Raw genomic sequence first — 16,557 nt, forward strand, 5'->3', positions numbered from 1 at the left:
CGCGTGCGGCACCGGGGCTCTTCCCTCCCCTCGCCCCTCCCCTGCGATCCCCGAAGGACCCGGGACCCCGAGCTTCCCGAGACCTCCCCGCGACCCGCTTCCCCTGCACGCCGCGTCCCGTTCAAGTCCTCCCCTCGGCCCACACGGCCAATCCTTGAGCGCTGTCACTCGAACGAGCGGTGTTGGGCGCGTGAGCCCCATGTTCGAATAGAAGTTCGATAGCGTTGCCGGTGCAAGGGATCAGCGCGGCGCGGAAGAACCGTGACCGAGCGGCCGGCGGGCGCCCCTCTGCACCCGCCGGTGTCGGACGAGGAGCGGAAGGGGGTGCGGGATGGCCACACGGCATGAGGTCACGGGAGCGGGCGGTCTGCGGCTCGCGGCGTGGGAGTACGGCGGGCCGGTCGCGGCCGGGCCGGGCGCACCCGCGGGTGCGGGCCCGCCGGCCGATGCGGGTAGGGACAGGGCCGTACGGGCCGACGCGCGCGCGGCGAGCGGCGTGGCTCTGGCCGCCGGGCGCCCGGCGGCGGACGGGGCCGCCGAGCCCCGCCCCGGAATGCTGCTGCTGCACGGCCTGCTCGGCCGCGCCTCGCACTGGGCCGCCACCGCCCGGCGGCTCGCCCCGCACTATCGAGCGCTCGCCCTCGACCAGCGCGGCCACGGCCACAGCGGCAAGCCCGACGGCCCCTACACCCCTGAGGCGTACGTGCGCGACGCCATCGCCGCCATCGAGCAACTCGACCTCGGTCCGGTCACCCTCGTCGGCCACTCGATGGGCGCGCTGACCGCCTGGCAGTGCGCGGCGCGGCGGCCCGACCTCGTGGCGGCCGTCGTCATCTGCGACATGCGCGCCTCGGCCCTGGGGGAGACGGGACAGCGGGAGTGGGCGGAGTGGCTCGCCTCCTGGCCACTGCCCTTCGCCACGCTCGGCGACGTACGCCAGTGGTTCGGCGTCGCCGACCCGTGGGCCGATCCGCCCGACCCGGTTCGCGGCGACTTCTTCGCCGAGGTGATGAGCGAACGGGAGGACGGCTGGCGCCCGATGTACGAACCCGCGCATCTGCTCGGCTCCCGCGACCCCTGGATACGTGACGCCCACTGGGACGAGTTGGCCCGGGTGCACTGCCCGGCGCTCGTCGTCCGCGGGCCGGCCGGTGAGTTGGGCCGCGCCGAGGCGCAGGAGATGGTCCGTGTCCTGCCGCGCGGGCGCTACGCCGAGATAGCCGACGCCGGTCATCTCGCCCCGTGGGACCAACCCGAGGTCTGGGTCGAGACGTTGGAGCGTTTCGTCGGTGAGGCGCTCGCCGAACGGGAGGCCGCGGGCTCGGCATGACCCGGTCGGGAGCGCCCAGCCGGGGGCGGAGACGCGCGCCGGCCGGGACGCGGACCGACGTGGCCGCGCGCTCGCCAGGCCGCGTACCGACGACCGGGACAGGCCCGAGCGAGACGGGTGCCCACGCCGTCATCACCCGTACGGCGTCGGCCCGTAGCTGTGTCGCGGCGGTGAGGCTGCTGTGAGGCGGGAATGGGTGGTTGTGGTGCCTGTGTGTGGCGAATGTGGAGCCGTGCGTGGCTGTCGGGGTGAGGTGCGGGCGGGACGGGGGTTCGGACTGCGCGTAGTCGTTCGGCTGCTGGTAGCTTGCGTGTCCGCTGGGTTCCACATCGCGACATGGGGGAGTGCGGATGCGCTGTCGGAGTCGTTTGAGCCGTCGAAGTCGCAGTCGAAGTCGAAGCCGCCGGGACGGGCAGAGCGGGCCCGGTGCCGCGGGCCTGCGCGGCCGCGCCACGGCGGCCGGATACGCGGGTACGGCGACCGCCGCCGCGGTGGTCGCTGCCGCACTCCTGCTGACCGGGTGCGGGGGCAGCGGTCGCGGCACCGACGCCAGGAAGGAACCGAGCGCGAGCCGGACGGCCACGCTGCCGCCGGCGCCGTCGGTCTCCGCCGCGAGCACCGTCACGCCGAGCGCGACCGGTTCGGCCACCGACACCGCGGAGGGCGGCGACACCGGTGGGGCGTCCACGGACTCCACACAGACCGTCGAGGGCGTCTGGCTCGCCACCGTCGACGGGGTAAAGGTGCAACTCGTGCTCGGCAAGGGCAAGGCCGCCTTGACCAGCGACCACCTGTGCGGCGGCAGTTTCACCGACCGGGACGGCGTCCACCTGACCATGACCTGCATGGACGGCGACAAGGAACGGACCTCCGGACACGGCGTGATGGCCGCGGACGGCAAGACGCTCACCGTGCAGTGGACCGACGGACCCACCGACACGTTCACCCGAACCGGCTTGCCCAGCAGCTGAATAACGCGGCTCGCACGGAACAGCGGCGCGCACCGAACAGTGGGCGGACCGCGTCCCGTGGGTGACGTTCCCGTGGGGATGTCCACGTTCGGCAACAAACGGGCGGGGCGTCTGGGACGGGGGCTGCATTCACGGCCCCTGTTTGCTAGCGTCCCGTATGGCGGATGAGGTGTCCGCCACGTTTTCCTACTAACGGGGAGGGACGCACATGGCGGGTATGCAGGGCGCCGATATCGCCCAACTGACTGCACTGGCGGGAAAGTTCGGAACCGAGGCCGGTAACCTCGCGACGCTGATCAACCACCTTCACTCTGCGACCAGCAGCAGTGCGGACTACTGGAAGGGCCCGCGCGCCAACCAGTTCCGCAGCGAGTGGGAGCAGCTGAAGCCGACCTTCGAGAAGTTCGTGTCGACGCTGCACGAGGCCCAGAACTCCGCCAAGACCAACGCGACCAACATCGAGCACGCCACCAGCTGACGCTGGTCCGGTCACGTTCGAGGCCGCGCGGTACCGCAAGGGCCGGGCTTCGGAGCATCGCTCCGACCGCCCGGCCCTTCCGCGTGCCCGGCCACTTCCGTATGCCCCGCCCGTCCACCCGCCCGGCCCGTCCACCCGCCCGGCCCTTCCACCCGCCCGGCTCTCCACCCGCCCGGGCGCCTGCCCGCCGTGCCCGCGCCTGCCCCAGCCGTCCGGTCGCAGGTCAGCCGGCCAGCCGGCCGGAGACTTCAGCGGGGCCGCGCCCTCGAACGGCGCGGCCCCGCAGGCCAGTTGCACACAGGCCCCGTCAAGCGAACCCCGACTACACCGGCTCCGCCGCCTGCACCTGCATCACCGTGCCCCCGCGGATCAGCAGACCGCGGCCGAGCGGGCCGCCGCCCACGTCCCGCGGCAGCCGCACGTTGAACAGGTCGCCCTCGGAACCGCCCTGCGGCGACAGCAGCATGCCGTTGCGCGACTTCCGCGCCTCCACCACGAAACCGCGGTACTGCGAGCCCATCGAGTCCGCCGACCCGGCCGCGATCAGCGCGTGGTCGCCGTCCATGCCGCTCTTGACGACCTCCTCCAGCGCCGTCTCCAGCGTGGTGTCGTAGAGGAGTTCGCTGTCGTCCACGAGAACCACGAACTTCTCGCCGCCCGCCTTGCCGGTCAGCTCCGTCAGGTCCTCCGCGCTCGCGTCGGTGCCCATCAGCAGTCCCAGCACGCCGGGTTGACCGGCCAGGTCGCGCAGCGGGGAGCGGCGCGGGGTGACCAGCACCACCGGCGTACCGGCGGCGAGCAGCGACCGTGCCGCCGTGATCAGCGCCGTCGAGCGGCCCGACTTCGGCGGCCCGGCGATCACGAACCCGGGCCCGGCGTCCTGCAGATCGATCCCGACCGGCGCCAACTCGTCGCCGCCCACGCCCATCAGCGCCCACAGCGGTGACGACGGCGTGAAGTCCGGGTCGAGCGCCATCGCGTCGGTCAGCGTGACCCGCGGCGGCAGCGCGTCCACCCGCATCGGCCGCTGCGGCTTGGGCAGCCGCCCCACCCGCCCGATCCGCTCGGTGGACTGCCGTCCGATCCGCTGCAGCACCTCCACCTGCGCCTGGCCGGCCGGGTCCGCGGCCAGCAGCGCCACCTGGTTCTCCTGGACGCCGTGGTCGGTGGGGCGCAGCGCCCGTCCGGACGGCATGTTCTTCGGCACGTCACGCGGGCCCAGGCCGCCGTTGACGTAGTCGTTCGGGTCGGCCATCCGCAGGATCAGCTTGTCCGCGAAGACCGACGAGATCGCTCCGAGGAAACCGGACCGGTCCGACGTCATGACGACCTTCAGCCCGGCCGAACCGCCTTCCCGGAACAGCCGCATGGCCCCCTCGATCAACTTGCCGTAGTTGTACGACTCGAACGTCGAGGTGTAGCCCTCCCAGTTGTCGAGCAGCAGCACCATCCACGGCAGCCGCTCCTCCGGGGTGGCGGCCATCGCCCGCTGCTCGGCGGCACTGGACGCGCCCTTGACGGCGAGGAGTTGCTGCCGCCGCGACACCTCGCTGGAGAGCCGGTCCAGCAGTCGCGACAGCCGCTCCGGCTGGTCGCGGGTGACGACCGCGCCGCAGTGCGGCAGCGCCACCAGTGGCAGCAGCGCGTTGGCGCCGCAGTCGATGGCGTAGAGGTGCACGTCGCTGGGCGCGGTGTCGCGGGCGAGCGAGCCGGCGATCGTACGCAGCGCGGTGGAGCGGCCCGAGCGCGGGCCACCGGCGATCAGGACGTGCTCGCCGTGCACCAGGTCGACCGAGAGCCGGGCGCGGGCCTGCTGCGCGGGCAGGTCGGTCAGACCGTAGCCGATGGGTGAGACGTCGCCGGTCGGGGTCGCGCCGGCATCCGCCGGCAGGTCCTCGGCGACGATGTGCTCGGGCAGCGGGTCCAGCCACGGCTTGCGCGGCGCCGGGAAGCCGAGCAGGTCGGAGGCTTCCCTGATCGCGTCCACCAGCACCGCGAGGTCGGTCACCATGGTGCCGTCGTCGCCGTCGCCCTGCGCGCCGCGCGGTATCGGCCGGCCCAGCGACCGCCAACCCAGTGGCGCCACCTCGGCCTTGGTGCGCTCCTGGCCGACCGCCGGGCGGCGGCCACCGATACGCGCGGACTGCACGCCGACCAGCGACTGGGCGCCGGAGCGGACATAGGCGCGGCCCGGCGTGGATTTGGCGATCGCCCCCGAGTCGGGCGCGTCGATGACGTCCCGCGACTCGTCGGCGTCGGTGACGCGAAGCGCGATCCTCAGGTTGGTGTTGGCGCGGATGTCGGCGCTGACCACACCGGCGGGCCGCTGCGTCGCCAGCACCAGGTGCACGCCCAGCGAACGGCCGCGGCGGGCGATGTCGACCAGACCGGCGATGAAGTCCGGAAGTTCGGCCACCAGGGAGGCGAACTCGTCGATGATCAGCACGAGTCGGGGCATCGGCTCCAACTCCGGCCGCATCCGCCGCGCGTCGTTGTAGTCCTCGATGTCCTTGGTGCCCGCGTTGAACAGGATCGTCTCGCGGTGGTGCAACTCCGCGGCGAGCGAGGCGAGTGCGCGCTCGGTCAGGTGCGCGTCCAGGTCGCTGACCATGCCGACGGTGTGCGGCAGCCGCGCACAGTCCTGGAAGGCGCTGCCGCCCTTGTAGTCGATCAGGACGAAGTTGAGCGCGTCGGGGCGGTTGGCCACCGCGAGCGAGGCGATGATCGTCTGTAGCAGCTCGGACTTGCCCGCGCCGGTGGTCCCCGCGACCAGCGCGTGCGGGCCGTCCTTGCGGATGTCCAGGACGAAGGTGCCGTCCGCGCCGACGCCGATCGGCGCCGCGGTCGTCGAGCCGCCGCGCTGCCAGATCCCGGCGACCTGCTCGCCCACCGGGTCGGGCATGCCCAGCAGGTCCAGCAGCCGTGCGGACGTGGGCAGCGCGCTGTCCGCGTCGTCGCGGCTGACGTCGCGCACCGGCGCCAACGAGCGGGCCACCAACTCGCACCAGTCGGGACCGACCTGGTCGGCGAGGACCTCGCCGAGCCGTTCCAGACCCGCGCCGCGCAGGTGCAGCCGGCTGGCCGCGTGCTGCGACCAGCACACCGCGAGCCGCACCTCCTCGGGCAGCAGCCGCTCGTCCTCGTCGACGCACAGCGCGAACATCCCGAACTGCGGCCCCTCCTGGAGGAGTTGCGGCAGGCCGGGCATCCGGCGCAGCAGCCGCGCACCGTCCAGCACCACCAGGACGTACGGGTCCGGGCGCAGCCGGCCGCTCTGGTTGGCGGCGGAGTCCGCCTTGCGCCGGGCCAGTTCCTGGAGGAGTTCGTTGATCCGGCGGCCGGCCGCCTCCTGGTCGGTGCCGATCAACGAGACGCAGTCCTGGCCCTGTTGGGGAGCCAGATGCGGCAGCCAGTGCGCCCAGCTCCACGACTGCTCGGCGTCAGGGGCGGAGGAGAGCACCACGATCGACAGGTCGCGCGGGCTGTGCAGCACCGCGGCCTGCGAGACCAGCCAGCGGGTGGTGGCCAGCGCCCTGGCCCGTTCGCCCGCGACACCGATCACGCCGATCTCCGGGAACGGCAGCGGCAGCGGCACGTCGTAGACCAGCGGGACTTCCAGCGGCGGCGCGCCCTCGGGCATGTTGCCCTTGGGCTGCAACTCGATGTCGGCGGGCAGGTCGGCGACGCCGATCCGCAGCCGCATCGCGTCCGGGTCGGTCAGCCGCCGCTCCCACAGCCGGCGGCGCGGGCCGGTCGCGAAGAGCAGGATCTCGGCGGCGTCAGGGTAGTTGGAGCGCCGCTCCCGCTGGTCGAAGAGCCGGGCGGCCTCCAGGTCCTGTTCGTGCTCGGCCATCGCGGCCTTGAAGCTCTTCGCGGCGTCCTGGTTCTTGCGCTTGCCCTGGCGGTTCTCGCTGACCCACTGGCCGACCATCATCACCGGGCTCATCACGCAGAAAAGCAGCATGTAGACCTGGTGGACCATGAAGTACATCATCACGCCGAAGAGCAGCGGGACGACCAGGGTGAGCACCTGGAACCGGGCGCGGTCGTTCTTCTCGCCCTTCTGCGGGACGTACAGCCGCGGCCGCGGCGACAGCGCGTTCAGCCGGGGCGGCCGGTTGTAGGCGAGGCCGCCCTCGCCCATCGGGGACAGGTGCGCGTCCGGCGTGCTCGGCTCGTCCAGCACGAGCACCGACTCACCCGCCTTCACCTGCGCGCGCAGCGGCCACTGCCGCTCCGACTCCACCGGTTCGTTCTCCAGCGTGAGGCCGGAACCCGGCGCGCCGATCAGCGTCACGGTGCCGTCCATGGCCACCGAGACGCGCGCGGCGGTCGGCGCCATCGCCGGGTCCTGCACGGTGACGGTGCAGCCCACCGCGGAGCCGATGGTCGCGGTGCCGACACCGAGCCGGGCCACCCGGCCGGCGCCCGGCCCCGCGCACACCCGCAGTTCGTAGCGCCCGGACGGCTCGCCGGTGCGCATGAACGGCCCGATCGAGTCGTCGACGGTGACCCGCATGCCGTCGCGCAGCACCGTCGACGCCTGCGCCTGCGGGTCGCAGGGCACGCCGTCGGCCCACAACACCGGTGCGGTGACGACCGGTTGGGCGGGCCACGCCCTCGATCCGCCCGGCTGGCCGAGCGGTTGCCGGGTCGATTGGCCGCCCGGTATTCCGCCCGGTTGTCCGCCCGCCCGGGTGCCGCCCTGGTGCTGCCCGGGGAACTGCACGACCACGCCCCCGACCTGCCCGGCCGGCTCCTGCGCCACCGCGCCGACCGCCCGACCCAGTGCCAGCGCCACGTCCTCCGCGCTCGCGGAGTCGTCGGCGGTCACCAGTACGTCCTGCGCGTCGACGCCCTGCTGTACGACCGTCACGGTCACGCGCATGGCTGTGTCCCTCCCCGTGGGCCCGCACCGGGCCCCGCATCCACTGTGCCTGTGTCCATTAACCATCCCGGTGTTCCCACGAGGCTATAGGCCCGCGGAAACCGCCGGTAAGTCCCGTCACGGGCCCGGCGGGGCCGACGGCTCCGGCGTCCGCCACCGGAACCGCCGTTGAGGGCGGAACCGTTTCTCGCGGCTATGCGATCCTCGTCTACAACACGGGGCCGGCCGGGTGCGCCTTGTCGCGGGGAAGACGACGTCCTCACGAAGCGGAAGCTCGGCAAAAGGCACAAACGGACAACGGGAGGAGAAGCGGATGGGTGAGTTTTCCGGGATAGATCCGGACGGCCTGCAGAAGATGACGAGTTCGTTCAAGGGCGACAAGGACCAGTTGCGGACCACTGCGACGTCGTACAAGTCGCAGTTCGCCGAAAAGGGGCTGGATACCTCGTCTCTCTCCCAACTGGTCGGCATATGCGGCTGGTTGGATGATCAGATGCCGATGCTCACCCGTCGCTACCACCTGGCGATCGCCACCGAGAAGCCGTATCCGGGGCACAAGGGCATGGTCACCATCGACGACAGCATGGTGAACACCACGGCCCAGTCGCAGAAGGACGGCAAGGCCCTCGCGGACAAGTACAAGGACGCGATCAAGAACGGCGACGACCCGTCCGAGGACCTCTTCTCGGATCTGAGCGCCCACGGGGACGACCCGGACTATCTCAAGTCGTTCTACAACGAGTTGGGTCCGCAGAACCTGATGGTTCTGACCAACGACATGGCCGACGACAACATGTACAGCCGGTACGGCGACCACCCGGACCAGGCCAAGCACGACCGTGACGTCATCGCCAAGACCTTCGGCACCTTCACCAAGGTCGCCTACGAGGGGCAGACCGCCGCCCAGAAGCAGGCGAGCTGGGACAAGTGGTTCGACAAGTTCAAGGACCCCCGGGGCGTCTTCCGCGCCGACTACCTCACCGGGCTGCTGCCGGGCGGCTCGCAGGACAAGGACTACCTGGTCGCGCTGGGCAACCGCGTCTTCGACAAGGACAGTTCGAAGAACGGCAGCGAGTTCATGAACAGCTCGGGCATGGAGAAGGGCGTCTTCGGTGACGACCACTACACCCAGCTCTTCAACGCGATCAGCAAGAACCCCGAGGCGTCGGGTGAGTGGATGGACCACAACTACGACACCATGCAGACCATCATCTACCCGCACGGCCCCTGGGACCTCGGCCAGCCGCCCGCCCGGGCGAAGGCGTTCGCGGACATGATGTCGGCCGGCACGATCGACCTGAAGACAACCAACCGGCCGCTCGCCGAGAAGCTCACCGGCCGCATCATGATGGACAACTACCGCCATCAGAACGGTGATTCGAGCAAGATCCACCCCTACGACCCGATCGACGTCTACTACGGCAAGCTGATCACGGCCAACTGGAGCGACATGGTCTACGGGATCACGTCGCCGACCGGCAACACGCTGTGGGGCGCCGACGCCACCTCGGGCGGCTTCACAGAGAAGATGTCGCAGTGGGACCAGAAAGCGTTCCTGGCCGGCCAGGACCCGAACCGCCCGGGCCTGGAGGTGGGCGCGCCGCTGTGGCAGGCGCTGCTCAACGAGTCGGCCCGGAACCCGACCGTCGCCGGCCAGGAGAGCGCGCTCTTCGACTCCTTCCGCACCCAGATCACCAACGAGGTCGGCAGCGCGAAGAAGGACACCACGGAGCACGCGCAGGACTACCGGGCCATGCAGCGCGGGATGATGATGAAGGCGTACAGCACTGCCTTCGAGTACGCCAAGGGCTCGATCGAGACGGACGCCGACGACTGGGCGGAGAGCGTCAACAGTGCGCGAACCGCGCTGATCTCGACCGCGAAGGACCTGGCGGTGGGGGCAGCCACCGGCGGTACGGCCGCGATCACCGAACTCGGCACGGAGAAGGCCACCGAGCTGGGTGGGACCGCGACCGACCTGCTCACGGACTACATCGCCAGCAAGGTGTCGGTGTCCCCGGAGGACGCCCCCGGCCTCGCCGCCAAGTACAAGCAGATCAACGACTCCGAACTCGACGTGAGTTGGCAGCACGAGTACCAGAGCGAGGCCAACTCGCAGCTCAGCGGCGGCGGTTTCTCGTCCGACGTGACGGCGCCGGTCACGATCCACCCCAGGAACGGCGAGCCGAAGACGTACACCGGCAACCCCAAGGACTACATCAAGGCGCCGGCCGACAACTTCATCACGTCCGACGGCACCGTCATGGACATCGACAAGATGAGCCCCCGCCAGCGCACCGCCTACAACAGCTGGCTCATGGACCCCGCGATCGTCAACCACGTGGACTCACGCGGCTTCACGCAGGGGCAGCAGCTCCAGCACCTGGCGGAGTGAGGAAAGCGGTTCGCCGGGCGGCTACCCGGACGCGGGTGGCCGCCAGCCGGACCGGACCGGACCGCGGTCAGTCCTGGGCCTTTGGCTCGATCTTCAGGGCGTCGAGGAAGGAACGCAGGACGTCGGCGGCGTCGTGGTCCACGATCGTGTGCTGGTCCAGACCGGGCGAGAGCGTGACCGTGGCGGCCTTGCTCTGCCAGGCACACCGCGAGATGGTGCGCCCCGCCGCGGAGATGTCGGCGCACTGGATCGTGCCGCCTTGCCTGCCGGCCGGAGAGCTGGTGATCTTCTCTTTCCCGTCGGTCCCCAGGAGTTCCGCGGTCATCGATGCGGAACCGGGTCCGTGGTCGGTCTGGTCGCTCTTGTAGTCCGGCGGGTCGAGAGACACGTCGACCAGTGCGGCGCGGCCGCCCGACCCCAGGTAGATGAGGTCGACGTCGCCCTTGGTGATGTCCGTGTTGTGGGGTGTGAGCCCGGCCCACCCGGTCCCGTCCTTCGCCTCCGTGTACGCCCCGAACGCCTTCGGGATCGCCGCGGTGTGCTTGGTCGGCTTGGAGTCACCGCTGTTCGAGGCCACGGCCCACCAGCTGATGCCGCCGGCCACCACGACCACCGCTCCCACGAGCGCGATGATCTTCCTGCGGCGTTTGGCGCGGTCGCGGTCGGTGGGGTCGGGCACGGAGATCGGGGTGAGCGCGATGGCGTTGTCGTTGTCGGCGGCGTTGTTCGTCACGTGGTCCTCGTCCTCCTGCGGGGGCTAGCAGATACCATAGGGGCAGGTGCGCCGCGCGCACACGGGGACAGCGGGCCGAAAGCGGAAGCCGGGACATCCGGCCCGGAGCTTTCAGCTCCGGCGCCTGCTCCCGTTCCCGTGCAGTCGGCGCTTCGTGCAAGCGCGGATATTCTCGTTGTGATCGTGTTCGGCTACGGGGGACAACTCGATGGGTGACAGCAGCACCAGCAACCTCGCGCCACAGGCGACAGTGCCGAATCCGGCGATCGAGGATCTGCAGGCTCTCAAGCGCAGACTGATGCAGGATCTCGGCGCGCTCAAGGAGCCGTTGAAGACGACGGTTTCGGACATGGGCGGCGGCAAGGTGTGGGTCGGCAAGACAGCGGACTCCTGGGGCGCCGATGTGAAGGGCCGCCACGGCACCATCCAGACGCTGCTCGGCAAACTCGTGCCGGTGATCGACGCGGAGATCGGCAAGCTCCCGGAGAAGGTCACCCCGGGCGAGGCCAAGATGTACCACATGCCGTACTAGCGGAGCGGAGGGCGCCGCGCGGGCCTGGGCCCGTACCGCCCCGCAATCCCGCGTGATCGCGGTATCGAAGTATCGCCGTATCGGTGCGGTGGCCCGGATTTCCGGGCAATTGCCGTACGTGCGGGGGTTCATGGCGGGATCGGAGTGGTTGACCGGTCCGGGCGGGCGTCGTTTCGTTCTGTTGCAATGATGTGTGCGGGTTGTCACCGGCCACGCCTTGAGGGCGTTTGTTTGGCGCTGATAGCGTGCGGTGACTTGACATCGGCCTGTGGGGTCGTCGCCGGACAGGAGAGCGACGGACTCGCCGCACGGGGCCGAAAAAGCTGATGCGATGCGCCGGCTCGGGGGCAGTGAAGTGAAGACCAGGGAACGTTCCGCCGCGGGCGGCGGCAGTGGCCGCCAGTCCGTTCCCGCACCGCACTTGAACGGACCGGGCGCCGGGCGGTTGCCGGTCGCGCCACGCGAACGCAAGCCCGCGCTGGCCGCGCTCGCCGTGCTGCTGATCCTGGTGGGCGCGCTCGGCGCCACCGTGATGGTGCTGCGCGCGGGCAACAAGGTGTCTGTCATCGAGGTCACGGATGCCGTCGCGGTCGGCGACAAGATCCCGGCCAAGTCGATGCAGGAAGTGATGGTCGCCGACGGCACCGCCGTCGACTACATCCGGTGGGACCAGCGTGAACAGGTGATCTCGCAGTGGCGCGCTGCCACCAACCTGACCAAGGGGTCCGTCCTGGTCCGCTCGATGATCACCCAGAACTCCGACGTGCTCGCGCCCGGCAAGACCCTGGTGGGTATGTCACTGAAGGCGGGCCAGTACCCCAACGGCCTGGCCAACGGCCTCACCGTGGCGGCGTACCTGGTCGGCAACGACGCCAAGTCCTCCAGCGACTCGGGGACGTCGACGAGTGGTGCCAATGGCACCGGCGGCGCCAGCAACCTCATCAGCGACAACCTGGTCATCAAACACTTCGACGCCACCAGCGGCGGTAACTTCGGCGACGGCTCCGCGAGCGTCACGGTCATCGCGGACGTCGCCGACGCCGGCCCGCTGGCGGTCGCCTCCGCGGCGGGCAACGTCTCCCTCGTGCTCGTCCCCAGCAAGCACTGATCGAGCGGCGCGGACGAGGCAGACGAGATGGCACTGATCGCAATCGCAGCGGACAAGGGCTCCCCCGGCGTCACCACGACCGCGGTGGCGCTCGCCGCCGTATGGCCGCGCCGCGTCCTGCTCGCCGAGGCCGACCCGGCCGGCGGTGACCTCGTCTACCGCTCGACGGGCGCCCACGGCGGGGTGCTCAACCCCAACTCCGGCCTGCTGTCGCTGGCCGCGACCGCCCGGCACGGCCTGGCCGCCGAGCAGTTGTGGGACCATGCCCAGCCGCTGGTCGGTGGCCTTGACGTGCTGGTGGGCCTTGCCGCACCCGAACAGGCCGCAGGGCTCTCCGGATTGTGGCCGATGCTCGGGCAGGCGTTCGCCACGCTCGCCGAGTCACCCAACGGCGCCGCCGACGTGATCGCCGACTGCGGCCGGATCGGTCCCGACTCGCCGAGCCTCGAACTGCTCCCGCACGCCGCCCTGGTGCTGCTGGTCGCCCGTACCGAGCCGGAGAACCTGGCCCGGGTCCGGGACCGGGCCGGCGCGCTGTCCGCGAAGCTGCACGGCTCGCAGCGCGGCGCCGCCGCGCTCGGCTACCCGCCGATCGGCGTGCTGCTGATCGCCGACACCGGGCGCAGCGCCCGGCTCGCCGCCCAGGTCAACGAGATGCTGGTGGCCTCGCAGATCTCCGCCCGGGTGGTCGGCACCCTCGCCGACGACGCGGCCGGCGCCGAGATGCTCAGCGGCCGGCGCCGCGGCCGCCTCGACAAGTCCCTGCTGATCCGCTCCGCCCGCCAGGTCACCGCCGACGTACCGCAGCGGTACGGGGTCCTGCGATGAGCGAGGTGGACCACTCGCTCGTCAAGCGCTTCCGGCAGGAGGCGGGCGACCGCATCGCCGAGCAGCGGCGGCTGGACCAGGTCGCGGCCCGCACCGCGATGTCGCCGGAGGACGAACGGCACTTCGCCCGCGCGATCATCGCCCAGATACTCGAGGACTACGCGCGCGCCGAGATCGCCGTCGGCCGCACCCCGCCGGACGCCCACGGCGAGGAGGCGTACGCCGCCGCGGTGCACGCCGCGCTGTTCGGCGTCGGCCGGCTCCAGCCGCTGCTGGACGACCCCGAGGTCGAGAACATCGACATCAACGGCTGCGACCAGGTCTTCGTCGGCTACTCCGACGGCCGTGAACTGCAGGCCGAACCGGTCGCCGAGACCGACGAGGAACTGATCGAGCTGATCCAGGTGCTCGGCGCCTACTCCGGCCTGTCCTCGCGCCCGTTCGACACCGCCAACCCGCAACTCGACCTGCGGCTGCCCGACGGCTCCCGGCTCTCGGCGGTCATGGACGTCACCCGCCGCCCCGCGCTGTCCATCCGGCGCGCCCGCCTGGGCAAGGTCTTCCTCGCCGACCTGGTCGGCAACCACACGATCACCCCCGAGGTCGGGTCGTTCCTGTCCTCGGCGGTGCTCGCCCGCAAGAACCTGATGATCGCCGGGGCCACCAACGCCGGGAAGACCACGCTTCTGCGTGCGATGGCCAACGTGATCCCGGCGCACGAGCGCCTCATCACCGTCGAGCGCGCCCTGGAACTCGGCCTCGACCAGTTCCCCGAACTCCACCCCAACGTCGTGGCGTTCGAGGAGCGGCTGCCCAACTCCGAGGGCCTGGGCGCCATCTCCATGGCCGAACTCGTCCGCCGCTCGCTGCGTATGAACCCCTCCCGCGTCATCGTCGGCGAGGTGCTCGGCGACGAGATCGTCACCATGCTCAACGCCATGTCGCAGGGCAACGACGGCTCGCTGTCGACGATCCACGCCAACGGCTCCGCTGAGGTCTTCAACCGCATCTCCACCTACGCGCTGCAGGCACAGGAGCGGCTGCCGGTGGAGGCGTCGCAGATGCTGGTGGCCGGCGCCATCGACTTCGTGGTCTTCATCCAGCGCCGCAACGACTTCCAGCGCGGCGGCACCCTGCGCCGCGTCGTCACCTCCATCCGCGAGGTGAACGGCGTGGACGGCCGCGTCCTTTCCAGCGAGATCTTCGCCGAGCACCCGGACGCGGCGGTGGCCCTGCCCCACGCGCCCATCTCCTGCCTCGACGAGCTACTCGCCAACGGCTACCAGCCCACGGGGGTGTGGCGGTAATGTCCGGCTTCTTCTCGATGACCACGCTCTACGGTCTGCTGGCCGGGGCGGTGGGCGGCGGCGGCATCGCGCTGTTCATCGTCGCGATGCGCGGCTGGGCACCCAAGCCGGTGGCCCCCGGGCAGTCCGGCGCCGAACGCGCCTCGGAGATCGGCCGGTTCCTCACCCAGCGCGGTTCGATCGCCATCGTGGTCGGCCTCGCGGTGCTCGGCCTGACCCGGTGGCTGGTGCTCGGCGCGGCCACCGCACTGCTCGTCTTCGCCTGGGACCGGCTCTTCGGCGGAGCCTCCGACGAACGCGCGGCGATGAAGCGGGTCGAGGCGCTGGCCGGCTGGACCGAGTCGCTGCGCGACACCATCGCCGGCGCCGTCGGCCTGGAGCAGGCCATACCGGCCTCCGCCCGGGCCGCCGCGCCCGCGCTGCGGGTCCATCTCGACGCCCTCGTCGACCGGTTGCGGGCCCGCTGGCCGCTGCCGGACGCGCTCCAGATGCTCGCCGACGAGATCGACGACGCCTCGGCCGACATCATCATCGCCGCCCTCATCCTCAACGCCCGGCTGCGCGGCCCCGGTCTGCGGGACGTGCTCGGCGCCCTGGCCAAGTCCGCCCGCGAGGAAGTGGACATGCGGCAGCGCGTGATGGCGCAGCGGGCCAGCACCCGGCGCAGCGTGCAGATCGTGGTCGTGGTCTCCGTGGTGTTCGTGCTGGGACTGGCCATCTTCAACCGCGGCTTCGTCCAGCCGTACAGCAGCGCGGTGGGCCAACTCGTGCTCGCCATCGTGTGCCTGCTGTTCGCGGCCGGGTTCTGGTGGCTGCGCAAGTTGTCGAAGATCGAGACGCCGGACCGCTTCCTCGTGCACGGACCCGAGCGGACCGGGCAACAGCCCTTCGCGGCCGGGCAGTTCCCGGCCGGCGGCCCGCAGGGCGCGGCCGGCCGGCAGGGCGGACCGTACGGCGGCACGGCGCAGCAGGCGCCCGGCGCGGCACAGGGCGTCCCGGGCTACGGAGCGCAGGGCCGTCCGGCCGTGCCGGGACAGGGGGCAGGCAACCGATGAACACCATCGTCTTCGCGTGCCTGGTCGGCGCCGTCTTCGGCCTGGGCGTCTTCGCACTGATCCGGGCGCTGATGCCGAGCCGGCGCAGCGCGGTGTCCACCATCGCGCAGATCGACGCGCTGCGCGCCACCGGCGCCACCACCGCCGACACCACCGCCAACTCCGTCAAGGCCGAGGGCTGGCGCGCCCAACTCGGTCGGCGGGTCGCCGCCTTCTACCTGCAGCAGGGCTGGGAGCTGCGCTCGCTGCGTTCCGACCTCGCGGTGCTCGACCGCAGTTGGGAGACGTTCCTCGCCACCAAGACGGCGCTGGCCGCGGCCGGTGTGGTCTTCGGCCCGGCGCTCTTCGCGGTGGGCGCGGAAGTGGGCTTCGGCGTCAGCCCGATCATCCCGGTCTGGCTGGCGCTGCTCTTCGCCGGGGTGTTCTTCCTGCTGCCGGACCTCGAGGTGCGGCGGGACGCCGCGGCCAAGCGCAAGGACCTGCGGCGGGTGATCGGCGCCTATCTCGACCTGGTGTCGATGAACCTGGCCGGCGGCCGCGGTCTGCCCGAGGCGCTGATGGCGGCCGCGGAGATCAGTGACGGCTGGGCGCTGATGCGCATCCGCAACTGCCTTGCCGACGCGCGGATCACCGGCACCAGCCAGTGGGTCGCCCTCGGCCGGCTCGGCGACGAACTGGGCATCGAGGAGTTGCAGGACCTCGGTGTCACGCTCGCGCTGGTCGCGGACGACGGCGCGAAGATCCGCGAGTCGCTGGCCTCGCGCGCGGAGACGATGCGCCACCGGGAACTGTCCGAGATCGAGGGCCAGGCCGGCGAGCAGTCCCAGTCCATGCTGGTCGCGCAGATGCTGCTCGCCGCCGGCTTCCTGGTCTTCCTGATCTACCCCGCCGCGATGCGGGTCTTCCAGGTCTGATCACCATCGTGCAGCTCC

General features: G+C 71.2%; 12 protein-coding genes. 10 read left to right on the forward strand and 2 right to left on the reverse strand.

Annotated elements, in window-relative coordinates; genetic code table 11:
* The first annotated feature begins 331 nt into the window (after window positions 1-331).
* The 3 genes from OG896_RS23165 to OG896_RS23175 all read left to right on the forward strand — a co-directional run bounded on the left by OG896_RS23165 (window position 332) and on the right by OG896_RS23175 (window position 2,779).
* Entirely contained in the window at window positions 332-1,330 is a 999-nt protein-coding gene (locus tag OG896_RS23165; RefSeq protein ID WP_329368276.1) for an alpha/beta fold hydrolase, read from the forward strand.
* A gap of 368 nt (window positions 1,331-1,698) precedes the next feature.
* Window positions 1,699-2,301, forward strand: coding sequence for a hypothetical protein (locus tag OG896_RS23170; protein WP_329368278.1), 603 nt, complete (start codon window positions 1,699-1,701; stop codon window positions 2,299-2,301).
* A 208-nt stretch (window positions 2,302-2,509) separates the two neighbouring features.
* On the forward strand, window positions 2,510-2,779 hold the full coding sequence (locus OG896_RS23175) for a WXG100 family type VII secretion target (RefSeq protein WP_328465108.1): 270 nt from the start codon (window positions 2,510-2,512) through the stop codon (window positions 2,777-2,779).
* A gap of 322 nt (window positions 2,780-3,101) precedes the next feature.
* Here OG896_RS23175 and OG896_RS23180 read toward each other — a convergent pair whose 3' ends face one another.
* Window positions 3,102-7,667 (reverse strand): FtsK/SpoIIIE domain-containing protein, encoded by a 4,566-nt coding sequence (locus OG896_RS23180; protein WP_329368280.1) that lies wholly within the window; start codon window positions 7,665-7,667, stop codon window positions 3,102-3,104.
* 313 nt (window positions 7,668-7,980) lie between these two features.
* Between OG896_RS23180 and OG896_RS23185 the strand changes: the two genes are divergently transcribed.
* On the forward strand, window positions 7,981-10,062 hold the full coding sequence (locus OG896_RS23185; RefSeq protein WP_329368282.1) for a hypothetical protein: 2,082 nt from the start codon (window positions 7,981-7,983) through the stop codon (window positions 10,060-10,062).
* Window positions 10,063-10,129: 67 nt separating this feature from the next.
* Here the strand turns inward: OG896_RS23185 and OG896_RS23190 are convergent, their stop codons facing one another.
* Window positions 10,130-10,795: a hypothetical protein gene (locus OG896_RS23190; RefSeq protein WP_329368284.1), complete on the reverse strand. Its 666-nt coding sequence runs from the start codon at window positions 10,793-10,795 to the stop codon at window positions 10,130-10,132.
* A gap of 208 nt (window positions 10,796-11,003) precedes the next feature.
* Here OG896_RS23190 and OG896_RS23195 point away from each other — a divergent pair, with 208 nt between their 5' ends.
* The 6 genes from OG896_RS23195 (at window position 11,004) to OG896_RS23220 (ending at window position 16,539) form a co-directional block, all read left to right on the forward strand.
* Complete coding sequence (locus tag OG896_RS23195) at window positions 11,004-11,327, forward strand: hypothetical protein (protein WP_328465100.1); 324 nt, start codon at window positions 11,004-11,006, stop codon at window positions 11,325-11,327.
* Window positions 11,328-11,682: 355 nt separating this feature from the next.
* The gene (locus OG896_RS23200) at window positions 11,683-12,435 is read left to right on the forward strand and encodes a hypothetical protein (RefSeq protein ID WP_329368287.1); all 753 of its coding nucleotides are present in this window, start codon (window positions 11,683-11,685) and stop codon (window positions 12,433-12,435) included.
* 27 nt (window positions 12,436-12,462) lie between these two features.
* Window positions 12,463-13,263, forward strand: coding sequence for a hypothetical protein (locus tag OG896_RS23205; protein WP_329368289.1), 801 nt, complete (start codon window positions 12,463-12,465; stop codon window positions 13,261-13,263).
* Window positions 13,260-14,570, forward strand: a complete 1,311-nt coding sequence (locus OG896_RS23210) for a CpaF family protein (protein WP_329368291.1) — start codon at window positions 13,260-13,262, stop codon at window positions 14,568-14,570. Before OG896_RS23205 ends, OG896_RS23210 begins: the two co-directional genes overlap by 4 nt.
* Window positions 14,570-15,625, forward strand: coding sequence for a type II secretion system F family protein (locus OG896_RS23215; protein ID WP_329368293.1), 1,056 nt, complete (start codon window positions 14,570-14,572; stop codon window positions 15,623-15,625). The genes OG896_RS23210 and OG896_RS23215 overlap by 1 nt, the downstream gene beginning before the upstream one ends.
* Window positions 15,622-16,539 carry a type II secretion system F family protein gene (locus tag OG896_RS23220; RefSeq protein ID WP_329368295.1) on the forward strand — a complete coding sequence of 306 codons (918 nt, stop codon included), beginning with the start codon at window positions 15,622-15,624 and terminating at the stop codon, window positions 16,537-16,539. The genes OG896_RS23215 and OG896_RS23220 overlap by 4 nt, the downstream gene beginning before the upstream one ends.
* The last annotated feature ends 18 nt before the right edge of the window (window positions 16,540-16,557 follow it).

Source organism: Streptomyces sp. NBC_00669, from assembly GCF_036226785.1.
GTDB lineage: Bacteria > Actinomycetota > Actinomycetes > Streptomycetales > Streptomycetaceae > Actinacidiphila.